Genomic DNA, 20,476 nt, shown 5'->3' with positions numbered 1-20,476 from the left:
TGACGGCAGGTTATTCCGCCGCCTGCTGCGCCACCGTCGGCGCATTGCCGGCGACTGTGGCCCGGCGCATGTCGCGCGGTTGCGACTGGTCGTAGCGGCGGACGCGATGCATGGTCTGGCGATTGTCCCACATCACGAGGTCATGCAGCGTCCATTTGTGGACATAGACGAATTGCGGCTGCGTGGCATGCTCGTTGAGATCGCGCAGCAACACGCGGGCTTCGGGCACCGACATGCCCTGGATCGCGCCGGCATGGGATGAGAGATAGAGTGATTTGCGGCCATGCACCGGGTGCGTACGCACAAGCCGCTGCAGTACCGGCTTGAACATTTCCTTCTCTTCGTCGGTGTAGTCGAGAAAGCCGAGCGCGCCGCGCGAGGTCATCAGCGAATGTTCGCAGATCATGTCCTCGATCTCGACCTTGGTGTCGTTGTCGAGCGCATCATAGGCCGCGCGCATGTCGGCGAATTCGGTATTGCCACCCTTCGGATTGACCACGCGCGCCGACAGCAACGAGAATTTTGCCGGAATCGGCCGGAAGGAGCTGTCCGAATGCCACAGGCAGTTGCCCAGATTGAAGAGATGAGCGCGGCTGTCTTTCGGTAGCGGCTTGCCGTCCTTGCCGAGATTGGACACATCTGCAAGCCCCGATGTCAGCCGGTAATCTTCCTTCTTGGTGACGGAGCCGCCTTTTCGATTTTCGCGCTCGCCGAAATTCTGTGCGAAAGCGAGTTGCTGTTCGTCGGTGATATCCTGCTTCGGGAATATTAAGACGGCGTAGTCATCCATGCCGCGCTCGATGGCAACGGCGTCATCAGGGCTGACCGGCTTGGTCAGATCGACGCCGGTCACCTCGCCGATGAACAAGGGATGCAGTTTGCGGATCGTCACGGGCATTGCAGATTTCCTCCGTGTGGAATGGTTGACCCATTCGATTGCGGCTTCCAGCGATGCCGTGCCGCTTGAGAAAAATGCTACGCCCGCAAGTTGCGAAGTCAACCGGCGTGAATGCCGTCAGGCATTGCGTGCCATGAGGCCGCCGTCGACCGGGATCACCGCGCCTGTGATATAGGACGCGGCCGGCAGGCACAGACTTAGCGTCATATGCGCGACCTCTTCGGGATCGCCATAACGGCGCAGTACAGTGCGGCGCTTGGCAAAGATTGCCTTGTGTTCGTCGCTGATACGCTCGGTGATGCCCGTCGTGATTGGGCCGGGACAGATGCAGTTCACAGTGATGCCGTCGCGGCCGAGCTCCACCGCGAGCGAGCGCGTGAGACCCGTGACGCCGGCTTTTGCTGCGGAATAGGGACTGTGCAGTGCGGTGGCGCCGAGCGCTTCGGTGGACGCGATGTTGACGATCCGCGGCGATGGTGATTTGCGCAGGTGCGGCAGCGCGGCGCGGATGATGCGCTGATGCGAGGTGAGCATCACCGCGATGGCGCGATCCCATGCGGCGTCATAGCCGTCCTGGTCGATCGCGGTGCTCACCGAGATGCCGGCATTGTTGACGATGATATCGAGGCCGCCGAAATGCGCAGCGACGTCGCTAACCACTGTGCGGATGCGATCGGGATCGGCGACATCGAGGGTCCATGCGTGTGCGCTGCCGCCGCCTGATGTGATCGCACCCGACACCGCGGCAATCCCGTCCGCCGAAATATCCGTGACGGCAACATTGGCGCCTTCGTCGCCGAACACGCGCGCCGTCGCGCGGCCCATGCCGCTTGCAGCGCCGGTGACGAGAACTGTGAGGCCGCGCACCGAGCGGCTGAGTTGTTTGTAATCCGACAAGGCATCCTCCGAATTTTGCGCCTTCATGGTGAGGCTTGATTGAAGGCTTGCACCGATCGTCGGCGCGGTCAAACATGTGCCGATAAAATCAAGAAGGACGATCAGGGATGAACGAACTCGATTTCAGCGGCCAGCAGGTGCTCATCGTCGGAGGATCCAGCGGCATCGGCAATGGTATGGCGCAGGCGTTTCGTGCGCGCGGCGCACGCGTGCATGTGTGCGGTACGCGCGCCAAGGCCAGCGACTACACGATCGATGAAGGTTCCGATCTCGACGGCCTCGGCTACAGTCAGCTCGATGTTGGCAGCGCGTCGGCCATCGACGCCTTCGATCCGAAGCTCGATCGGGTCGATGTGCTGATCCTCGCGCAGGGTGCTGTGATCTATCGCCGCGGTGAGTTCGAAATGGATGGCTTTCGCAAGGTGATGGAAGTCAACCTGATGAGCCTGATGGGTTGCGCGACGAAGTTTCATGCGCAGCTGAAAGCAAGCAACGGGCGCCTGATCATCGTCAGCTCGACCGCGGCCTATCATGCCACCAAGGGCAATCCCTCCTACAATGCGTCGAAGACCGGCGCAGTTGGGCTCACGCGCACATTGGCGCAGGCGTGGTCGGAAGACGGCATCCGTGTCAACGGCATCGCGCCCGGGCTCGTTGACACCAAGATGACAAAGGTCACGACCGCCAATCCGAAGCGGCTGGAGGGGGCGATCGCGAAGATCCCGCTGCAGCGTCTCGGCACGCCTGCCGACATAGCCGGCGCTGCATTGTTCCTCGCGTCGCCGCTGTCATCCTATGTTTGCGGTCATACGCTGGTCGTCGATGGCGGTTTGATCCTTTAAATTCACGGCGCCTGCATCGCGACGGAACCAGTACTGGCTTCAGGCATTACACCGGCGAGAATTTCCTCACGGAGTAATGGACATGGACAAGGACCGTATTGCGGGCGCAGCCAAGGATGCGGCCGGCAAGGTTGAAGGTGTAATCGGCCGAGCCACGGGCGACGAGCGGACTGAAGCCTCGGGCCGCGCGCGCGAAGCGACGGGCACCGTGCAGAACCTGTATGGCCAAGCCAAGGATGCCGTGCGCGACGCATCGGACGCCGCCACCAGCTATGCCAAGGATGCACTCGACAGCGACATCTATCGCGACGGCACGCAGGCGATCACCGACAAGGTCCGCGACAATCCGCTGGGCTCGCTGATGATCGCAGGTGGTATCGGCTTTGCGCTGGCGATGCTGATGACGCGTCCGCCGCGCCGTCGTCCGAACCGTTTCGGCTATTGATCGCAGATCGCGGCCGACATAACGGACGCCGCAGAAGCGTCAGCAGTTGTGTTCGAGAAAACGTATAAGAAGCAAAAATCCCTCAGCCCGCAAAGGCTGAGGGATTTTTTTGACTCTGAAATTTCGCGTTGGAATTCTTCGCGCGGTTAGCGCGTGAAGAAACCGGAGGGGGCGGAGGCGGCGGGGCCCACATTGGCCGGCGGGCGCGGGCCCGGTGCTTGGGCCGGGCGGGGGCGCTGGGGCGCCTGCTGGACGGGCGCGCGCCGCGGCGCATCGTCGAACCCGAAGAAACTACCGAAGGATGACGGCGTTTCGGTGGCGATCACGGGTTTCGGCTTCTTCTTCGGCGCGGTCGGTGGCGCCATCACGGGGACGATGCCGTCCGGTCCGGTCGCCGCAGCAGTCGCGCCGCTCGTGCCTGATGTGGTCGGGGTGACTGCAGCTACGGGCACATCGCCCTTGGCCTGTTCGCGGCCGATCTCGCGGCGCGGCCATGCAAAGTCATCGGCGCGGCCGGCGGGCGCTGAGAGCGGCTCGCCCTTCACCAATACGCGCGCCACCAGCGCATCGACACTCACCGGCTTCACGCCGGGGCCGCCGAGCAGTTGATCGGTGCCGACGGAGGAGGCGACCAATGGCACGATGGGACCTGCCAGCGGACGCGGCGGCGTCGCGCCGGGCACGGCATTGAGGTCCGGCGTCGCAGGCTCGCTCGGCAGCGCGATCGGCGCGGAGCGGCCGGAGAGCAAACGGGTGATCTCGCGCTCGACGTAATGCGCCATCTTGCGGGCGCCGGCCTTGGTGAAATAGACGCCGTCGGCCGCACGCAGCCGGCGGATCTGGCCCTCGAAATCCGGGCCCTGCTGCAGGAAGCGGCCGGCCTCGTCGACGAAGCCGTCCCAGATATCGACATAGGTGATGCCGGCCTTGGTCGCGGCGTCGCGATAGAGATTGTCGAGATAGAGCATGTCGGCGGTCGCCTTGGTGCCGCGTACCGCCGGCAGGCCGACCCACAGCACGGGCACGCCCTTCGCCTTCACGACATTGATCATCTCCTCGATCTTCTTCGAGTAGAGTTCGCCCCAGCGCTCGTCGCGGAAATCGACCATGCCGCCGGTGCGCGCGCCGCGCTCGGTGACGATCGAACCGGGATCGGGAATATCCGCATCGTCAGCTTCCGGCTCGGCCGGCTTGTCGCCGGGTTTCACTTCGGCGGCGCTGTCTTTTTTGGCGCCCTTCTTATCGGTGGCTTTGTCCGGCTCGCGGATCGCGACACGGTCATTGAGGCCGAGCATGACGACAATGGCATCGGGCTTCTCGGTGGCGAGAATGCCCTTGGCCGCCGCGGCCCAATCGGCCGGATCGCCCTTCGGCTGATAGCGCAGCAGGCCGGAGACGGTCTTGTGCTTGCGGATCACGCCCATGTCGGGCTGTTCGGCATAGGCGTCCTCGAGGCCGTAAGCGAGCCAGTCGGCCATGCTGTCGCCGAGCACCAGCACGTTGCGCTCGGCCGGGGCATCGCGTTTTTCCGGCGATGGCGCGCGCGAATAGTCCTCGCGCGGAGCGGAGCGCTTTGGTGCCTGCTGCTGCTGGAACGGCGCAAAAAACGGGGTGTCATTGCCGCCGCCGAACCAGCCGAAGCCGCCACCGCCGCCTTGCGGCACGTTGCGCTGCGGACGCGGCGGAGGTTGCTGCGGACCGCCGAAACCGAAAAACTGTGCGGATGCGGGAGCCACGATGCCGATCAGGAGACCCAAAGCGACGGCGAGCACCATCAGCGTGCCCTTTTCGGCACGCCAGTGGTCGATCCGCCATCTCGGCAAGTTGGGCTTCTGTGACATGCGCCTCGACCGCAATCGCAGGGTCCGCAGACCCAGGTTCCCGCTCGACATACTACCGGATTCGGGCCGCAAGCGGGCAGCCGCGATCCCGCCATCAAGCGCCGCCCGGCGTTAACGTCAAGCAAATCCCGGAACTTTTAGCGGCAGGGTGAATGCCTGACGGCCTGGATTACTTCCAGAGCGACTGCCATTTGGCGGGCGGAATGACCGTTCCCGTCCTGTAGGTGAAATCCAGCACTGTCTTGTGGTCCGGCGTCGCCTTGCAGGTGAAGGCGACCTGCATCCATTTGCCGCCTGCGCGATAGGCGCCGCCTTTGGCGATCATCGTATTGCCGAGATGCTGCGGCGGCATCAGCGCATCGGATTTGGCGCGCTCGACGCGCGGCCCGCCCTTGCTGATCCTGCGCATCGCCTCGAAATCGCAGACCTGCTCCAGCCGGGTCTTGGGATCGAGCTTGCCGAGGGCCGCCATGAAGCGGGCATCGCTAGCATGGGCCTGTGCGGTGAGCGCCACGAGGCCGAGCGGAATAAGCAGGAATTTCATGCGGGAAGGGACAACACGTTTGGAAGGATGAACCGACGGGATGACATCCGCTTAGCGTGTCCGGAGGTTGCTGACTACCCACCCTGAGATGCGCCGCGCATCCGGTCGCGCTGCGCGAGTCCTGGTCGTAAATGGGATCGATGCGCGCACGCGCCGTCTGTCCCGCGCCGCCGCGCAAGTTGGCCTTCCGGTGGTCCCCCGCCTGAAGTGAGGGGGATAGAGCGCCGAAAAGCGCTACTTTGTATTCAGTGGCGCGTCCCGTCGGCCGCCTGCGACAGCGACCTCCGGTGCGCGCACGCCTTTCGGCGCTCCATCGCGGCGATTTCTGTCCAGAGGACCGTTCTTCCGGGCAAAGGCACGAACCCGCAGGTTCGTCATCCCGACGGTTTCCCGCCGTTCGCCAGTGCCACGTCCAGCCGCACTCTAGCGGCAGAGCCCCGTAGTGGGCCCGGACGGTGACCCCCGACCTCCCGAGTCCATGCTTGCGAGGCACGTCCGCGGGCGCCGCACCCTGTCCCACCTCCAAAGACGCCCTCGAGAAGCGCCCCTCGTTGGACGGGGTATAGGGAATATAGTCCAAACAAATTGCCTCTGCAATAGGAAAATAATTTGCGCCGACCTTGGGCGGCAGGCACCGATCGCACACATCATCGGGGATTTCGTGTCGTCCGTGAGTGTCTGGTGATCGAGGTCGATGGAGCAGTTTGGGATCGATGAGGGACCGCGACTACCGGCGAGGGTAGGTCAGCCCCTCCATATCGATCTCGGGAGGCTTGCCGGAGACGATGTCCGCGATGATCTGGCCGCAGCCGCAGGCCTGCGTCCACCCGTTGGACCCCTGACCGAGATTGAGGATCAGATTGTCGATGGGCGTGCGGCCAAGATATGGCGGTCCGTCAGGGGTCATGGGCCGCAGGCCTGCCCAGTTCTGCACGTCGCCTCCAGCCGAGGCGGCAGGAAACAGATCACGCACGACCGTTTCGACCGCCTTGCACTGCTGCGGCGTGGCGGTGCGATCGTAGCCGGCGACTTCGGCGACGCCGGCCGCCCGGATCCGATTGCCGAGCCGCGTGATCATGACCTTGCTGTGCTCGTCCATGACCGAGGAGCGCGGAGCCATGTCGTCATCGTCGATCGGCAGCGTCACCGCATAGCCTTTGACCGGATAGATCGGCAGATGGAGACCGACGGGCCGCAATAGCAACGGTGCCTCGCTGCCAAGTGCGACGACGGTGATATCGGCGCGAAGCAGCCCGCGATCGGTTACCACGTGATCGAGCCTACCGCCGTCCACCACCAGCCGCTCGATCCTGGCGTCAAACTGAAAGCTGACGCCGCGCTGGCGCAACAGCTCCGTGAGACGGCTCGTGAACAGGTGGCAATCGCCTGTCTCGTCGGATGGCAGGTGAAGGCCGCCCGCAATGGAGACGGTCGAACTGGCAAGCGCCGGCTCGATCTGCCGGACTTCATCTGCATCGACGATGCGGTGGGCAATGCCGAACGATTGCAGGATGCTCGCCGCGCGCGCACCGCCGTCTATCTCGTCCTGCGTCCGGAAAACTTGCAGGACTCCACCCGTGCCTTCGTCATAGGCGATGCCGGTCTCGGCGCGCAAAGCGACCAGACAGGCCTTGCTGTAATGCGCAATGCGCTGCATTCGCGTTTTGTTGCAGGCAAATCGCTCCGCCGTGCAATTGCCCACGAAGGCCACAAGCCAGCGCCACTGATGCGGATCCATGCGTGGCCGCAGCATCAATGGCGCATGCGCCGCGAACAGCCAGCGCGCCACTTTCAACGGCATGCCAGGCGCCGCCCATGGCCCAGCGAAACTCGGGCATACGCCGCCGGCATTTGCAAAGCTCGTTTCCAGCGCCGGACCGGGCTGACGGTCGACCACGGTGACCTCGTGACCGGCCTTCGCCAGATACCAGGCGCAGGTCGTGCCGACCACGCCTGCGCCCAGCACCAGGACTTTCATGACAGCGGTCCGATCCCGATCATTCGCTCTTGATCTTGGCGTCGCGGATAATCTTGCCGTTCTTATCCATCTCACTGGCGATATATTTTGTGAAGTCCTCGGTCGATGAGCCGATCGGCTCGAAGCCGAGCGTCAGCAAACGTTCCTTGACGTCGGGCATCGCGACGATCCTGGCAACTTCCGACTGCAGCCGGACGATCAATTCCGGAGGCAGGTTCTTCGGTGCCCACAGGCCGTACCAGGACACGAATTCGAAACCGGTCATGCCGGCTTCCGCAACGGTCGGGATCTCCGGCGCGGCTGGCGAACGCTTCGCACTGGTGATCGCCAGCGCCTTGATCGCTTTGCCCTGCGCGAGCGGCAGCGATGACAGCATCGGGTCGACCATCAGCTGGATCTGCCCGCCCATCAGATCATTCAGCGCGGGGCTGGCACCCTTGTAGGCGATCACCAGCGTATCGAGACCGGCATCGCGTTTGAGCAGCTCGGTGGCAAGATGTCCGGCCGACCCGAAGCTCGATGTACCGAACGTATATTTGTCGGGATTACTGCGAACCAGATCGAAGAAGTCCTTCAAGTTATTGGTCGGCACATTTGGACTCGTGCTCACCAGTAATGGCGTCGACGCGATGAGCGTGATTGGCGTGAAATCCTTGACCACGTCATAGGGGACAGATTTGTTCAGGAACGGTGTGATGACGTGGATCGATGCCGTCAGCAGCAGCGTGTAGCCATCGGCGGCAGCCTTGGCGACATAGTTCGCGCCGACGATGCCCCCGGCGCCGCCGGCCCGATTGTCAACGATGAAATGCTGACCAAGCGTTTCATTCAGCTTCTGGGTGACGATGCGTGCGACACCGTCGACAGAGCCGCCGGCCGGGTAAGGCACCACGATGCTGACGCTGTGGTTGGGGTAGGTCTGTGCCGAGGCCTGTACTGCGATGAGTGCGCAGAGACTGCTCAACACCATGAAAACAGATAGGCGTTTCATCAAGGATACTCCAAAGCCGGCTGAAAGAGATGCGGGATCAGAACGTCCCCGGGTAGCTTCCTCCGTCGATCAGCAGGTTTTGCCCTGTGATGAATGCGGCATGTTCCGAGCAGAGATAGGCGCAATAGGCGCCGAACTCTGCTGGTCTGCCGTATCGTTTTGCTGGATTGCCGCGCGCGCGGTCGTCCCAGATTTGCTGAAACGATTTGTCGGTGTCGTCGAGCATGCCTTCGATATGCCGACGCTGCGCGTCGCTGTCGAAGATGCCGGGCAGCAGATTGTTGATGGTGACGTTGTTGGCAACCGTTTGCCGTGCCAAGCCGGCAACGAACCCCACCAGGCCCGAGCGTGCGCCGTTGGACAGCCCAAGCTCGATCTGCGGGATCTTCACACTGCGCGAGACGATGTTGACGATGCGGCCGAAGCCGCGTGCCATCATGCCTTCGTGCGTCAGCCGTATCATTTCGATGTGGCACAGCATCATGCTGTCGAGCGCCGAGATCCAGTCGTCGCGTGTCCACTTCTTGAAATCGCCGGGGACCGGGCCATCGGCATTGTTGACGAGAATGTCAGGGTCGGGGCAGGCCGAAAGCGCAGCGGTCCGGCCGTCCATCGTTGCGATGTCACCCGTCACGGCGGTGACGGTCACGCCGGTTGCCGCGCGTATCTCGTCGGCAGCGGCTTCCAGAACATCGCGGGTCCGGGCGACGATGGTGACGTCGACCCCCTCCTGGGCCAGCGCCATGGCGCAGGCTTTTCCGAGACCGCGGCTCGCGCCGCTCAGCAGAGCCTTGCGGCCGCGTATACCGAGATCCATCGTCAGGCCGCGACGGCGGAGAGCGGCTTGATCTTGTAGCCGTATTTCTTGTCGAGCTCGAGCTCCTGGATGATGCGGATGCCCTTGGCGAGGGCTTCACCGTCCAGATTGTTCAGGGGCTTGCGCAGATCTCCCGCGGGCATGCCGAGAGCCTTCATCAGCGACTTCACCGCAACAGGATTGATCGCCGAATAAGTGTAGTGGAGCAGCGGCAGCAGTCCCAGATAGGCATTCCTGAATCCCTCGGCCTCGTCGTAGCTCGTCCACGGCGTGGAGATGGTCGCCAGCTCTGCCGGTGCAAGATTTCCGGTCATATTGGCGGTACCATGGCCGCCGAGGCTCATGGTAGGCACCACGAGCCCGAGATTGGGGCTATCGCAGCACATTACGGAGACTGTCGGCTTGCCGGCCAGGACCTGCGCCACCTGGCCGACGCGGCCGGTGGATTCCTTGTGAACGACATAGTTCGGATGCTTGAAGATGCGCAGCAGGTGATCCCAGTTGAGGTCGCTCTTCACCCGCGGCGGATTGTTGTAGATGCCGAGCGGCAGGTCGGTGGCATCGGCAACGTCCAGAAAGAAGCCCTCGATATCGGCTTCGGGCGCGCAGATATAGGCCGGCGCCGCAAGGATCGCGCCATCCGCGCCATTATCCTTGGCGAAGCGCACATTCGCGATGGTCGTCTCGGTGTTGTTGCCGGTGCAGCCGAAGAAGATCGGCATCCCGGCCGTCTTCATCTTTGCGGTTTCGACGATGATCTGTTTCTTCTCGTCCTGCGACAGCATCGAGCTTTCGCCGGTCGATCCCATGATCAGAACGGCCGAGGTGCCGTGATCCCGATGGAAGGCGAGCAGGCTGCGAAACGCTTCGAAGTCCACCGAGCCGTTTTTATTGAACGGGGTGATCAGGGCAACGAACGACCCCGTCAATTTTTTCGTCGACATCACACGTCTCCTTGGAATTTGAAATCTGCCGAAGCCTATCATGATGCTGACGGCTCGCCAGCCCGGTGCCGCGGCGCGGCCTTAACGTCTCGGTGAACGTCTCATGCCGCATGGCTTTGCGGCGTGTCTTCTCTGTCCAGAGCGAACGCTACCGCCGCGTCGGCATGGATCAGCGTGGAGTCGAAGGCCGGAAGATCGAAATGTTGCTGACCAATCAACAGGCCGATTTCCGTGCAACCAAGGATCACACTGTCTGCACCCGCCGCTTTGGCTCGGGCGATGACATCGAGATAGCGCTGCCGGGAGGTGTCGCGCACAAGGCCGCAACACAACTCGCCGAAGATGATGCCGTGGACCGCCGCGCGGTCCTCCGCGTCCGGGACCATCGGCGACAGTCCAAAGTCACCACGCAAGCGCGCCAGATAGAAATCCTGTTCCATCGTATAGCGCGTGGCCAGCAGCAAAGGCCTCCGGCAATGGGCAGCGCGGACAGCCGATCCGGTCTCGTCCGTAATGTGCAGCAGCGGGATCGAGACGGCCCCCTGCACGATATCGGCAAGTTTATGCATGGTGTTGGTACAGATCAGGACGCAATCCGCGCCCGCAGTCTCCAGTCCACGGGCAAGCGATGCAAGCTCGTCGCCGGCGGCATCCCACGCATCAGCCTTTTGAAGGGACACGATGCGCTCGAAATCGACCGAGTGCATGATCACCTTGGCCGAGTGCAGTCCACCCATGCGGCGGCGAACCTGTTCGTTGATGCGCCGGTAATACACCGCTGTGCTTTCCCAGCTCATCCCGCCCAAGAGTCCGATCGTCCGCATGTCCGTGGCCTTCTGTTCATCGCGTCCGGCCGAATCATAGCGATCATCGCAAGAAAAATTCGCCCATATGTTTTCAAGATTGCCGATTTCTTGGCAAACTGGTTACGTCAACGAGCCATTCTGCAATATTTTAATGCTCAATATGGCGGTACACGGCAATTTCATTTGGGACGTGGGCAATGGATCTGATCGATCGGCGGATTCTTGAAATCCTACAGGCGGATGCCTCGGTGCCGATCGCGACGATTGCAGAGCGGGTCGGCCTGAGTACCGCGCCCTGCTGGCGCCGGATCAAGCGGCTCGACGAAGACGGCGTCATCATGCGCCGGGTGGCGCTGCTGAATCGACGCAAGGTCAATGTCTCGATGACGGTGTTCGTATCGGTGAAGGCGCCGCGTCACGGTGCCGACTGGCTGCAGGCATTTCGGAAGGTCATCGCGGACATCCCCGAAATCGTCGAGGCTTGGCGGCTGACGGGTGAGGCCGATTACCTGCTGCGCATCGTGGTGCCGGATGTCGAAACCTACGACGCCGTCTATCAGCGCATGATCAAGCGACTGGAATTTTCCGACATCAGTTCGGCCATCGCCATGGAAGAGATGAAATTCACGACGGCCATTCCGACAGACTATATCCAGATCAGATAACGGGGGCGGCCGCGATCAGTCGCTCCAAGCGGCTTCGGGCATTTCGACCCCCCGGCTCGTCGGCCTAGGGCCGATCGACATTCATTGGTTCCAGATCATTGCTGCGGCGAGGTGGATGAAGCCAGCAAAGTGCGAGGTTCGTCTGTCATAGCGTGTGGCGAAGCGCCGGAAGTGTTTGAGTCGGCAGAAGCAGCGCTCGATCCGATTGCGCTGCTTGTAGACGTTGATGTCGTGCGGAATGATGACCTTGCGGGTTCGGTTGGACGGGATGACCGCTGTTGCCCCCATATCGGCGATGATCGCGCGCAGCGCGTTGCTGTCATAGGCCTTGTCGGCAAGCACGGCTTCGCCGGTCTGGCCCTGGAGCAAGGCAGGCGCCTGGGTGACGTCGCCAGCCTGTCCGGCTGTGATGATGAAGCGGAGCGGGCGACCAAGTGTATCGGCCAGCATATGGATCTTCGTGGTCAGTCCACCTCGGGAACGCCCCAGCGCCTGATCTTTAGCCCCCCTTTTCCGCCCGCAGCCTGCTGGTGAGCGCGAACGATGGTGCTGTCGATCATCAGATACTGATTATCCCGGTCTGCCGTCAGGGCTGTGAACACGCGTTCCCAGACCCCGGCATGGCACCAGCGGCTGAACCGCCGATGTACCGTCTTCCACTTGCCGTACCGTTCCGGCAGGTCGCACCAATGCGCACCCGAGCGCAGAACCCACAAACAGCCGTTCACGAATAGGCGGTTATCAGTCGCTGTGCGTCCTGCGTCGCCAGCCTTGCCCAGCAGCAGCGGAGAAATCTTCACCCACTGCGCCTCATTCAATTCGTAGCGCTTCGCCCCCATCACTTGCTCCGTGCAAATCATGGAGCCCTATGAATCAGCGATTGAACCTCTTGGGAATCCTGAATGTCGATCGGCTCTAGCCCTCCCCGCAAGGGGAGGGCTAGGCACAACCACTATCTCGGCAGCGTCGTCGTCCCCATCAGTGCCTGATCGATCGCACGCGCACACAGGCGGCCTTCGCGGATCGCCCAGACCACCAGCGACTGGCCGCGGCGCATGTCGCCGGCGGAGAACACCTTCGGCAGCGAGGTCGCGAAGTCCGTCGTCGCGGCGCGGACATTGCCGCGCTGGTCGAGTTCGACGCCGAGGGTCTTCAGCATGCCTTCGTGGACGGGGTGGACGAAGCCCATCGCCAGCAGCACGAGATCGGCCTGCAGCGCAAATTCCGAGCCGGGGATCGGCTTGAACTTGTCGTCGACCTGCACGCAGTTCAGCTTGGTGACCTTGCCGTCGGCGCCTTCAAAGCTTTGCGTCAGCACGGCGAATTCGCGCTTGGCGCCTTCGGCCTGGCTCGACGAGGTCCGCATCTTCAGCGGCCAGTTCGGCCAGGTGAGGCCCTTGTTCTCGTGCTCGGGCGGAGCCGGCATGATTTCGAGCTGGGTCACGGACAATGCACCCTGACGCAGGCTGGTGCCGATGCAGTCGGAGCCGGTGTCGCCGCCGCCGATGACGACGACATGCTTGCCACCGGCCAGGATCTCCTTGACGTCGCCGAGCGGCTCGTTGCCGACGCGGCGGTTCTGCTGCGGCAGGAAGTCCATGGCGAAATGGATGCCGTCGAATTCGCGGCCGGGGATCGGCAGGTCGCGGCCGTGCTCGGCGCCGCCGGTCAGCGCGATGGCTTCATATTCCTTGAGCAGTTCGGCGGGATCGATCGCGCCGGGCGAGGTGCCGCCGACAGTGCGGCCGTAATGGAAGGTGACGCCTTCGCCTTCCATCTGCGCGACGCGGCGATCGATGATGTGCTTTTCCATCTTGAAGTCGGGAATGCCGTAACGCATCAGGCCGCCGGCCTTGGCGAACTTCTCATAGACATGGACGTCGTGGCCGGCGCGCGCGAGCTGCTGCGCGCAGGCCATGCCGGCGGGACCGGCGCCGATCACGGCGACCTTGCGGCCGGTCTTCACGGCGGAGACCTGCGGCTTCAGCCAGCCATTGTCCCATGCCTTGTCGACGATGGCGCATTCGATGGTCTTGATGGTGACCGGGTTGTCATCGATGTTCAGCGTGCACGAGGCTTCGCACGGTGCCGGACAGATGCGGCCGGTGAATTCCGGGAAGTTGTTGGTCGAGTGCAGGTTGCGCGAGGCTTCTTCCCAGTTGCCGCTATAGACGAGGTCGTTCCAGTCCGGGATCTGGTTGTTGACCGGGCAGCCGGGCGTGCCGGGCTGAACCGAGCCGGTGCCGTGGCAATAGGGAATGCCGCAATTCATGCAGCGTGCGGCCTGATCGCGGGTGTCTTTCTCGCTGAGCGGAATGACGAACTCGTTATAGCCCTTCAGGCGCTCGGTAACCGGCGCGTACTTGCGGTCGTGACGATCGATTTCCAGAAAACCCGTGATCTTGCCCATTACAACTGACGCCTCTGAACTCTTAAGTTCCAAATTCCGTCCTCATCCTGAGGAGCGGCCACTTGGCCGCGTCTCGAAGGATGCGTGATTTGTCCCTCATGGTTCGAGACGGCGCTGCGCGCCTCCTCACCATGAGGGCCTTTTCCTTACGCGCCGATCGCGATCTGCGGTTCGGCCTCGGCGCTTTTCGCTTTTAACTCGCGCAGCGCGCGGCGGTACTCGACCGGCATCACCTTGCGGAATTTCGGCAGCCAGGTTTTCCAGTCCGCGAGGATCATCACAGCCTTGGCCGAGCCGGCATATTTCGCGTGACGCGTGATCAGCACATGCAGACGCTCGATATCGGAGTCGAGCAGGTTGGCGAACACGTCAACCTTGCCATGGGCTTCGAGATCGCCGGAGTGGTGATAGGTGTTCTCGGCGATCATCTCTTCCGAGAGGACCGGTTCGAGTTCAACCATCGCCATGTTGCACAGCTTCGGGAAGTCGCCGGTTTCATCGAGCACGTAAGCCACGCCGCCCGACATGCCGGCTGCGAAGTTACGGCCGGTCTTGCCCAGCACCACGACGATGCCGCCGGTCATGTATTCGCAGCAGTGATCGCCTGCGCCTTCGACGACGGCCACAGCACCGGAGTTACGCACGGCGAAACGCTCGCCGGCGACGCCGCGGAAGTAGCATTCGCCTTCAATGGCGCCGTACATCACGGTGTTGCCGACGATGATCGACTCTTCCGGAACGATGGCGGAATGGGCGGGCGGGCGCACGATGATCTTGCCGCCCGAGAGACCCTTGCCGACATAGTCGTTGCCTTCGCCTTCGAGATCGAAGGTGATGCCCTTGCACAGCCAGGCGCCGAAGGCCTGACCGGCGGTGCCCTTCAGCGACACCTTGATGGTGTCATCGGGCAGGCCGGCATGGCCATAGATCTTGGCCACCGAGCCCGCCAGCATGGCGCCGGCCGAACGGTTGGTGCTGTTGATCTTGGTGTCGATCTTCACCGGCGCGCCGCGGTCGAGCGCGGGCTGCGCCTGCCTGATCAACTCGCGATCGAGCACGGCTTCCAGGTGATGGTCCTGATCCTCGGTGTGATAGATCTTCTGGCCGGGCAGTTCGGGCTGGCGCACGAACAGCTTGGAGAAGTCGAGACCCTTGGCCTTCCAGTGCGACACCAGGGCCGACTGGTCGAGCATCTGCACCTGGCCGACCATCTCGTCGAAGTTGCGATAGCCGAGCTGGGCCATGATCTCGCGGACTTCCTCGGCGACGAAGAAGAAGTAGTTGATGACGTGCTCGGGCTGGCCGGTGAAGCGCTTGCGCAGCACCGGATCCTGGGTGGCGACGCCGACCGGGCAGGTGTTGAGATGGCACTTGCGCATCATGATGCAGCCGGCCGCGATGAGCGGCGCGGTGGCGAAGCCGAATTCGTCGGCGCCGAGGAGCGCGCCGATGACGACGTCACGGCCGGTGCGGAAGCCACCGTCGACCTGGACAATGATGCGACTGCGCAGCCGTTCACGCACGAGGGTCTGATGGGTTTCGGCAAGACCGATTTCCCACGGCGAACCCGCATGCTTGATCGAGGTCAGCGGCGATGCGCCGGTGCCGCCTTCGAAGCCGGCGATGGTCACATGGTCCGCGCGCGCCTTGGCGACGCCCGCGGCGACCGTGCCGACGCCGATTTCCGACACCAGCTTGACCGAGACCTGGCCCGTCGGATTGACGTTCTTGAGGTCGTAGATCAGCTGCGCGATGTCTTCGATCGAATAGATGTCATGATGCGGCGGCGGCGAAATGAGACCAACGCCCGGGGTCGAGTGGCGCACGGCGGCAATCGTCGCGTCGACCTTGTGGCCGGGCAACTGACCGCCTTCGCCGGGCTTCGCGCCCTGCGCCATCTTGATCTGCATCATGTCGGAATTGACGAGATATTCCGTGGTGACGCCGAAACGGCCGGACGCGACCTGCTTGATCGCCGAACGCATGCTGTCGCCATTCGGCATCGGCTTGTAGCGATCCGACTCCTCGCCGCCTTCGCCGGTGTTCGACTTGCCGCCGATCCGGTTCATGGCGATGGCCAGCGTGGTATGCGCCTCGCGCGAGATCGAGCCGTAGGACATGGCGCCCGTCGCAAAGCGCTTGACGATGTCCGCGGCGGATTCGACTTCGTCGAGCGACACAGGCTTGCGCTTCTCGTCCTCGGCCGTCTTGATCTTGAACAGGCCGCGCAGCGTCAGCAGACGCTCGGACTGTTCGTTGAGGATCTTGGCGAAGGCGCGATAACGATCCTGCGAGTTGCCGCGCACGGCATGCTGTAGCAGCGACACCGACTCCGCATTCCACGCATGGTCTTCACCACGGCTGCGATAGGCATATTCACCGCCGACATCGAGCGCCGTCTTGTAGATCTGGATCTCGCCGAACGCCTCGTTGTGGCGACGCACGGTCTCCTCGGCGATTTCGGCGAGGCCGACGCCTTCGATCTTGGTGTGGGTGCCTGTGAAGTACTTGGTCACGAATTCCTGACGCAGGCCGACGGCGTCGAAGATCTGCGCGCCGCAATAGGACTGGTAGGTCGAGATGCCCATCTTCGACATGACCTTGAGCAGGCCCTTGCCGATCGACTTGATGAAGCGCTTGACGATTTCATAGTCGTCGAGCTGCACCGGCAGCCGGTCCTTCATGGCGATGATGGATTCGAACGCCAGATACGGGTTGATCGCTTCGGCGCCATAACCGGCGAGGCAGGCGAAGTGATGCACTTCGCGCGGTTCACCGGATTCGACGACGAGGCCCACCGAGGTGCGCAGGCCGGTGCGGATCAGATGGTGATGCACCGAGGCGCAGGCCAGCAGCGACGGGATCGGAATGCGATCCGAGCCGGCCATGCGGTCGGACAGGATGATGATGTTGACGCCTTCGCGCACCGCGGCTTCGGCGCGGGCGCAGAGTTCATCGAGCACCTGCTCCATGCCTGCCGCGCCGAAACCGGCATGGAAGGTGGTGTCGAGGGTGCGCGAGACAAAGTGCGACTCGGCGACATCGGTGATCGAGCGGATCTTTTCGAGATCCTGGTCGGTCAGGATCGGCTGGCGCACTTCGAGACGCTTGGTGGTGGCAACGCCCTGCAGGTCGAACAGGTTCGGCCGCGGTCCGATGATCGAGACGAGGCTCATGACGAGCTCTTCGCGGATCGGATCGATCGGCGGGTTGGTGACCTGCGCGAAGTTCTGCTTGAAATAGGTGAACAGCGGCTTCGGCTTGCTCGACAGCGCCGAGATCGGCGTGTCGGTGCCCATGGAACCCGACGCTTCCTCGCCCTGCGACGCCATCGGCGTCAGCAGGATGGTGACGTCTTCCTGGGTGTAGCCGAAGGCCTGCTGGCGATCGAGCAGCGGCAGGTTGGAGCGCTGGCCCTTGGCCGCCGCGTCCGGGAGTTCTTCCAGAACGATCTGGGTGTGTTCAAGCCACTCGCTATAGGGATGACTTGCGGCCAGCGTCGCCTTGATCTCGTCGTCAGGGATCAGACGGCCCTGGACGAGGTCGACCAGCAGCATCTTGCCTGGCTGCAGACGCCACTTGGTGATGATGTCTTCTTCCGGAATCGCCAGCACGCCCATTTCGGACGCCATCACGATGCGGTCGTCCTTGGTGACGAGATAACGTGCGGGGCGCAGACCGTTACGGTCCAGCGTCGCGCCGATCTGGCGGCCGTCGGTGAAGGCGAGCGCAGCAGGACCGTCCCACGGCTCCATCATCGCGGCGTGATATTCGTAGAAGGCGCGGCGCTGCTCATCCATCAGGGGATTGCCAGCCCAGGCTTCCGGAATCATCATCATCACGGCGTGGGGCAGCGAGTAGCCACCCTGCACCAGGAATTCCAGCGCGTTGTCGAAGCAGGCAGTGTCCGACTGGCCTTCATAGGAGATCGGCCACAGACGGCTGATGTCCTTGCCATAGAGTTCGGACTCGATGGACGCCTGACGCGCCGCCATCCAGTTGACGTTGCCGCGCAGCGTGTTGATTTCGCCGTTATGCGCGACCATGCGGTACGGATGCGCGAGCGACCATGTCGGGAAGGTGTTGGTCGAGAAGCGCTGATGCACCAGCGCCAGCGCGCTTTCGAAATCCTCTTCGTGCAGGTCGGCATAGTAGCTGCCGAGCTGGTCGGCGAGGAACATGCCCTTGTAGATGATGGTGCGACACGACATCGAACACGGATAGTAGCCGGCGAGGCCGCGCTCGCGGCGCTGATAGATCGCCTGCGAGATCGACTTGCGGAGAATGTAGAGACGACGTTCGAACTCGTCCTCGTCGGCGATCTTGGCTTTGCCGATACCGATGAAGACCTGCATGTTGGCAGGCTCGGTCGGCTTCACGCTTTCGCCGAGCGACGCATTGTCGGTCGGCACGTCGCGCCAGCCGAGCAGCTTCAGGCCTTCGGCCTTGATCTGGTCGCCGATGATGCCCTGAATGACTTTCCGCCACGCGGTATCACGCGGCATGAACAGCGCGCCGATGGCGTATTGGCCAGGCTCCGGCAGGCTGAAGCCGAGTTCCGCCGTCTTGCGGACGAAGAACTTGTGCGGGATCTGCACCAGAATACCAGCGCCGTCGCCAAAGCGCGGATCTGCGCCGGTGGCGCCGCGGTGCTCGAGGTTGCAGAGGATGCTGATCGCGTCAGACACGATCTGATGCGACTTGCGGCCCTTGATGTTGGCAATGAAGCCGACACCGCAGGCGTCCTTTTCCTGCGACGGGTCATAGAGGCCCAGCGCCGGCGGACGGTAGGTATGGAGTTCCGGTTTGATGGCGGTGTCTTTCACGTGAGCCGATTTGATAGCCGGGGCCGCCGAATGCGTGCCGGTTTCGATCAATTGGCGCTCGTGCTCTGATCCGCTCATCTTCGTCCTCTCAACCCCCGTCGGGGTTCTGCCACCCTTGTCGGCGCACCTTTGACGCTCGCGGAACCCGTTCGGGCTACCGCTCGCGCGTCTTGCGAGCCTCGTTTTCAGAATTCAGACTGGTGGTGCCCATCGTCCCCGGCGGCCACCCCATATCTCGCCTTAAAGGCATTTCGTCTCAGCAGGCGTGTTTTTTAGTCGCGACGCCTGCTTATGTTGCAAACCCTGTGCCGGATTTGCCACCAAAAATTGCGACAGTGATGCTGTCCTAACCAGGACTTTGCCAAATTTTTATCTAGCACACAAGCGCGCTTGAGTCCGTCGTCGCATAGCAACAACGCATGCCAAATTGTCCAAGCTGCGTGGACACATTCAGCCCGGAGGTGCCGCGTTCCGGCCAAAGGCTGGCCCAAGGGCTGCCGGATTCAGCGGTGAGGTTGCGCATTGCTCGTTAACGCCTGTGGCAGCGGTGCTGGCAGGCGAGCGAAGCGTGAGGTTCAGGAAGTTGAATACTCTCCGGGCGCGGGGGCGTCGAAGGAGCATGCAATGAAGGTACTTGTGGGATGTCTGGCCTCGGCCGGTCTGTTGCTGGCGAGTGGCGCTGCACAGGCGCAGGCGCTGCCGCCGATGCGCGGCGACGTTGCCGTTGTGGCGCAGGTATCCGATGTCGGCGGTCCCTATGCGGCCATGCCGCCCGTGGAATATGCGGAGCCGCGCCCCTATGGCGTGTTGCGCCGCGGCTATGATCTGGCGGTGCTGCCGCTGCGCGAGGTCTATTCGATCCTGCGCGAGGCCGGCTTCTCTGCCCTCGGGATGCCGCAGCAGCGCGGCCTCATCTACACGGTCGCGGCGATCGACCTTGACGGCGAGGACGGCCGGTTGGTGATCGATGCGCGCAGCGGACGCATTCTGCGTTTCATTCCGGCCTATCGTATGGGCGACCGGATGAGCGAGGAAATCGACACGCGTTACGGCCCGCAGGGCGCAGTGCCGACCCTGCCGCAATATCGCCGCCCGCCGTTTACGGCCGGGACGGCAACGCCGGCGCCGAAAGTCGCCAGCCGCGCAACGACTGTGCCGCTGCCGAAGCGACCACCGGTGCGCGCGGTCGCAGCACCTGCAAAGCCGGTCGCGCCGGCCGAAACTACGCCCGTGGCGGTCAAACCACCTGAAACGCCGCCGGCCGCAGTGCCGGTGCAGCAGTCGGCCGTGACGGAGCAGAAGCCGGCCGAGACGAAGGCGCCGGAGACGACGGGGACTGCACCTGCACCGTCGGCAGTGCCGGAGAAGAAGGACACGGTCGCCCCGACGGTGGCTCCGCCGGCAACAGAAGCAAAGCCTGCGACACCGCCCGCCGCAGAAACGCCGCCGCCTGCGCAGGGGCTGGAATAGTCCGGGCCCTCCAGCACTTCTCTTGGAGAGGAATCAAGAAAAACGCCCCGGATCGCTCCGGGGCGTTTCGTTCTACAACTACACTTACTTCACACTACAAAG

Annotated in this window: 15 protein-coding genes and 1 pseudogene; 4 read left to right on the top strand and 12 right to left on the bottom strand. The window is 63.0% G+C overall.

Features of this window, described 5'->3' with window-relative positions; all coding sequences use genetic code 11:
• Positions 1-10: 10 nt before the first annotated feature.
• Positions 11-898: a TauD/TfdA dioxygenase family protein gene (locus SFY93_RS29295; RefSeq protein WP_320445573.1), complete on the bottom strand. Its 888-nt coding sequence runs from the start codon at positions 896-898 to the stop codon at positions 11-13.
• A 117-nt stretch (positions 899-1,015) separates the two neighbouring features.
• Complete coding sequence (locus SFY93_RS29290; protein WP_320445572.1) at positions 1,016-1,795, bottom strand: SDR family NAD(P)-dependent oxidoreductase; 780 nt, start codon at positions 1,793-1,795, stop codon at positions 1,016-1,018.
• Positions 1,796-1,902: 107 nt separating this feature from the next.
• Between SFY93_RS29290 and SFY93_RS29285 the strand changes: the two genes are divergently transcribed.
• Both SFY93_RS29285 and SFY93_RS29280 read left to right on the top strand, forming a co-directional pair.
• Positions 1,903-2,637 carry an SDR family NAD(P)-dependent oxidoreductase gene (locus SFY93_RS29285; protein ID WP_320445571.1) on the top strand — a complete coding sequence of 245 codons (735 nt, stop codon included), beginning with the start codon at positions 1,903-1,905 and terminating at the stop codon, positions 2,635-2,637.
• An 82-nt stretch (positions 2,638-2,719) separates the two neighbouring features.
• Complete coding sequence (locus SFY93_RS29280; protein ID WP_320445570.1) at positions 2,720-3,082, top strand: CsbD family protein; 363 nt, start codon at positions 2,720-2,722, stop codon at positions 3,080-3,082.
• 146 nt (positions 3,083-3,228) lie between these two features.
• Here SFY93_RS29280 and SFY93_RS29275 read toward each other — a convergent pair whose 3' ends face one another.
• The 7 genes from SFY93_RS29275 to SFY93_RS29245 all read right to left on the bottom strand — a co-directional run bounded on the left by SFY93_RS29275 (position 3,229) and on the right by SFY93_RS29245 (position 11,021).
• Complete coding sequence (locus tag SFY93_RS29275) at positions 3,229-4,923, bottom strand: SGNH/GDSL hydrolase family protein (protein WP_320445569.1); 1,695 nt, start codon at positions 4,921-4,923, stop codon at positions 3,229-3,231.
• Positions 4,924-5,092: 169 nt separating this feature from the next.
• Positions 5,093-5,467 (bottom strand): DUF930 domain-containing protein, encoded by a 375-nt coding sequence (locus tag SFY93_RS29270; RefSeq protein ID WP_320445568.1) that lies wholly within the window; start codon positions 5,465-5,467, stop codon positions 5,093-5,095.
• A gap of 727 nt (positions 5,468-6,194) precedes the next feature.
• Positions 6,195-7,445 (bottom strand): D-amino acid dehydrogenase, encoded by a 1,251-nt coding sequence (locus SFY93_RS29265; protein ID WP_320445567.1) that lies wholly within the window; start codon positions 7,443-7,445, stop codon positions 6,195-6,197.
• A gap of 19 nt (positions 7,446-7,464) precedes the next feature.
• Positions 7,465-8,436 carry a Bug family tripartite tricarboxylate transporter substrate binding protein gene (locus SFY93_RS29260; protein ID WP_320445566.1) on the bottom strand — a complete coding sequence of 324 codons (972 nt, stop codon included), beginning with the start codon at positions 8,434-8,436 and terminating at the stop codon, positions 7,465-7,467.
• A 37-nt stretch (positions 8,437-8,473) separates the two neighbouring features.
• The gene (locus SFY93_RS29255) at positions 8,474-9,253 is read right to left on the bottom strand and encodes an SDR family oxidoreductase (protein ID WP_320445565.1); all 780 of its coding nucleotides are present in this window, start codon (positions 9,251-9,253) and stop codon (positions 8,474-8,476) included.
• A gap of 2 nt (positions 9,254-9,255) precedes the next feature.
• Positions 9,256-10,197 carry a 4-hydroxy-tetrahydrodipicolinate synthase family protein gene (locus tag SFY93_RS29250; RefSeq protein WP_320445564.1) on the bottom strand — a complete coding sequence of 314 codons (942 nt, stop codon included), beginning with the start codon at positions 10,195-10,197 and terminating at the stop codon, positions 9,256-9,258.
• 101 nt (positions 10,198-10,298) lie between these two features.
• A complete protein-coding gene (locus SFY93_RS29245; RefSeq protein WP_320445563.1) occupies positions 10,299-11,021 on the bottom strand; it encodes an aspartate/glutamate racemase family protein in 723 nt (240 codons plus the stop codon).
• Positions 11,022-11,200: 179 nt separating this feature from the next.
• On the opposite strand from SFY93_RS29245, the gene SFY93_RS29240 reads away from it, so the two are divergent.
• Complete coding sequence (locus tag SFY93_RS29240) at positions 11,201-11,668, top strand: Lrp/AsnC family transcriptional regulator (RefSeq protein ID WP_320445562.1); 468 nt, start codon at positions 11,201-11,203, stop codon at positions 11,666-11,668.
• Positions 11,669-11,749: 81 nt separating this feature from the next.
• Here SFY93_RS29240 and SFY93_RS29235 read toward each other — a convergent pair.
• The 3 genes and pseudogenes from SFY93_RS29235 to gltB all read right to left on the bottom strand — a co-directional run bounded on the left by SFY93_RS29235 (position 11,750) and on the right by gltB (position 18,982).
• Positions 11,750-12,507: pseudogene (locus SFY93_RS29235) on the bottom strand (IS5 family transposase).
• A gap of 113 nt (positions 12,508-12,620) precedes the next feature.
• A complete protein-coding gene (locus SFY93_RS29230; protein WP_320445561.1) occupies positions 12,621-14,078 on the bottom strand; it encodes a glutamate synthase subunit beta in 1,458 nt (485 codons plus the stop codon).
• A 146-nt stretch (positions 14,079-14,224) separates the two neighbouring features.
• Positions 14,225-18,982, bottom strand: a complete 4,758-nt coding sequence (gene gltB / locus SFY93_RS29225; protein WP_320445560.1) for a glutamate synthase large subunit — start codon at positions 18,980-18,982, stop codon at positions 14,225-14,227.
• A gap of 546 nt (positions 18,983-19,528) precedes the next feature.
• On the opposite strand from gltB, the gene SFY93_RS29220 reads away from it, so the two are divergent.
• On the top strand, positions 19,529-20,374 hold the full coding sequence (locus SFY93_RS29220; RefSeq protein WP_320445559.1) for a hypothetical protein: 846 nt from the start codon (positions 19,529-19,531) through the stop codon (positions 20,372-20,374).
• The last annotated feature ends 102 nt before the right edge of the window (positions 20,375-20,476 follow it).

Source organism: Tardiphaga sp. 42S5 (assembly GCF_034044155.1).
GTDB lineage: Bacteria > Pseudomonadota > Alphaproteobacteria > Rhizobiales > Xanthobacteraceae > Tardiphaga > Tardiphaga robiniae.
This window is presented reverse-complemented; position numbering and strand designations above follow the sequence as displayed.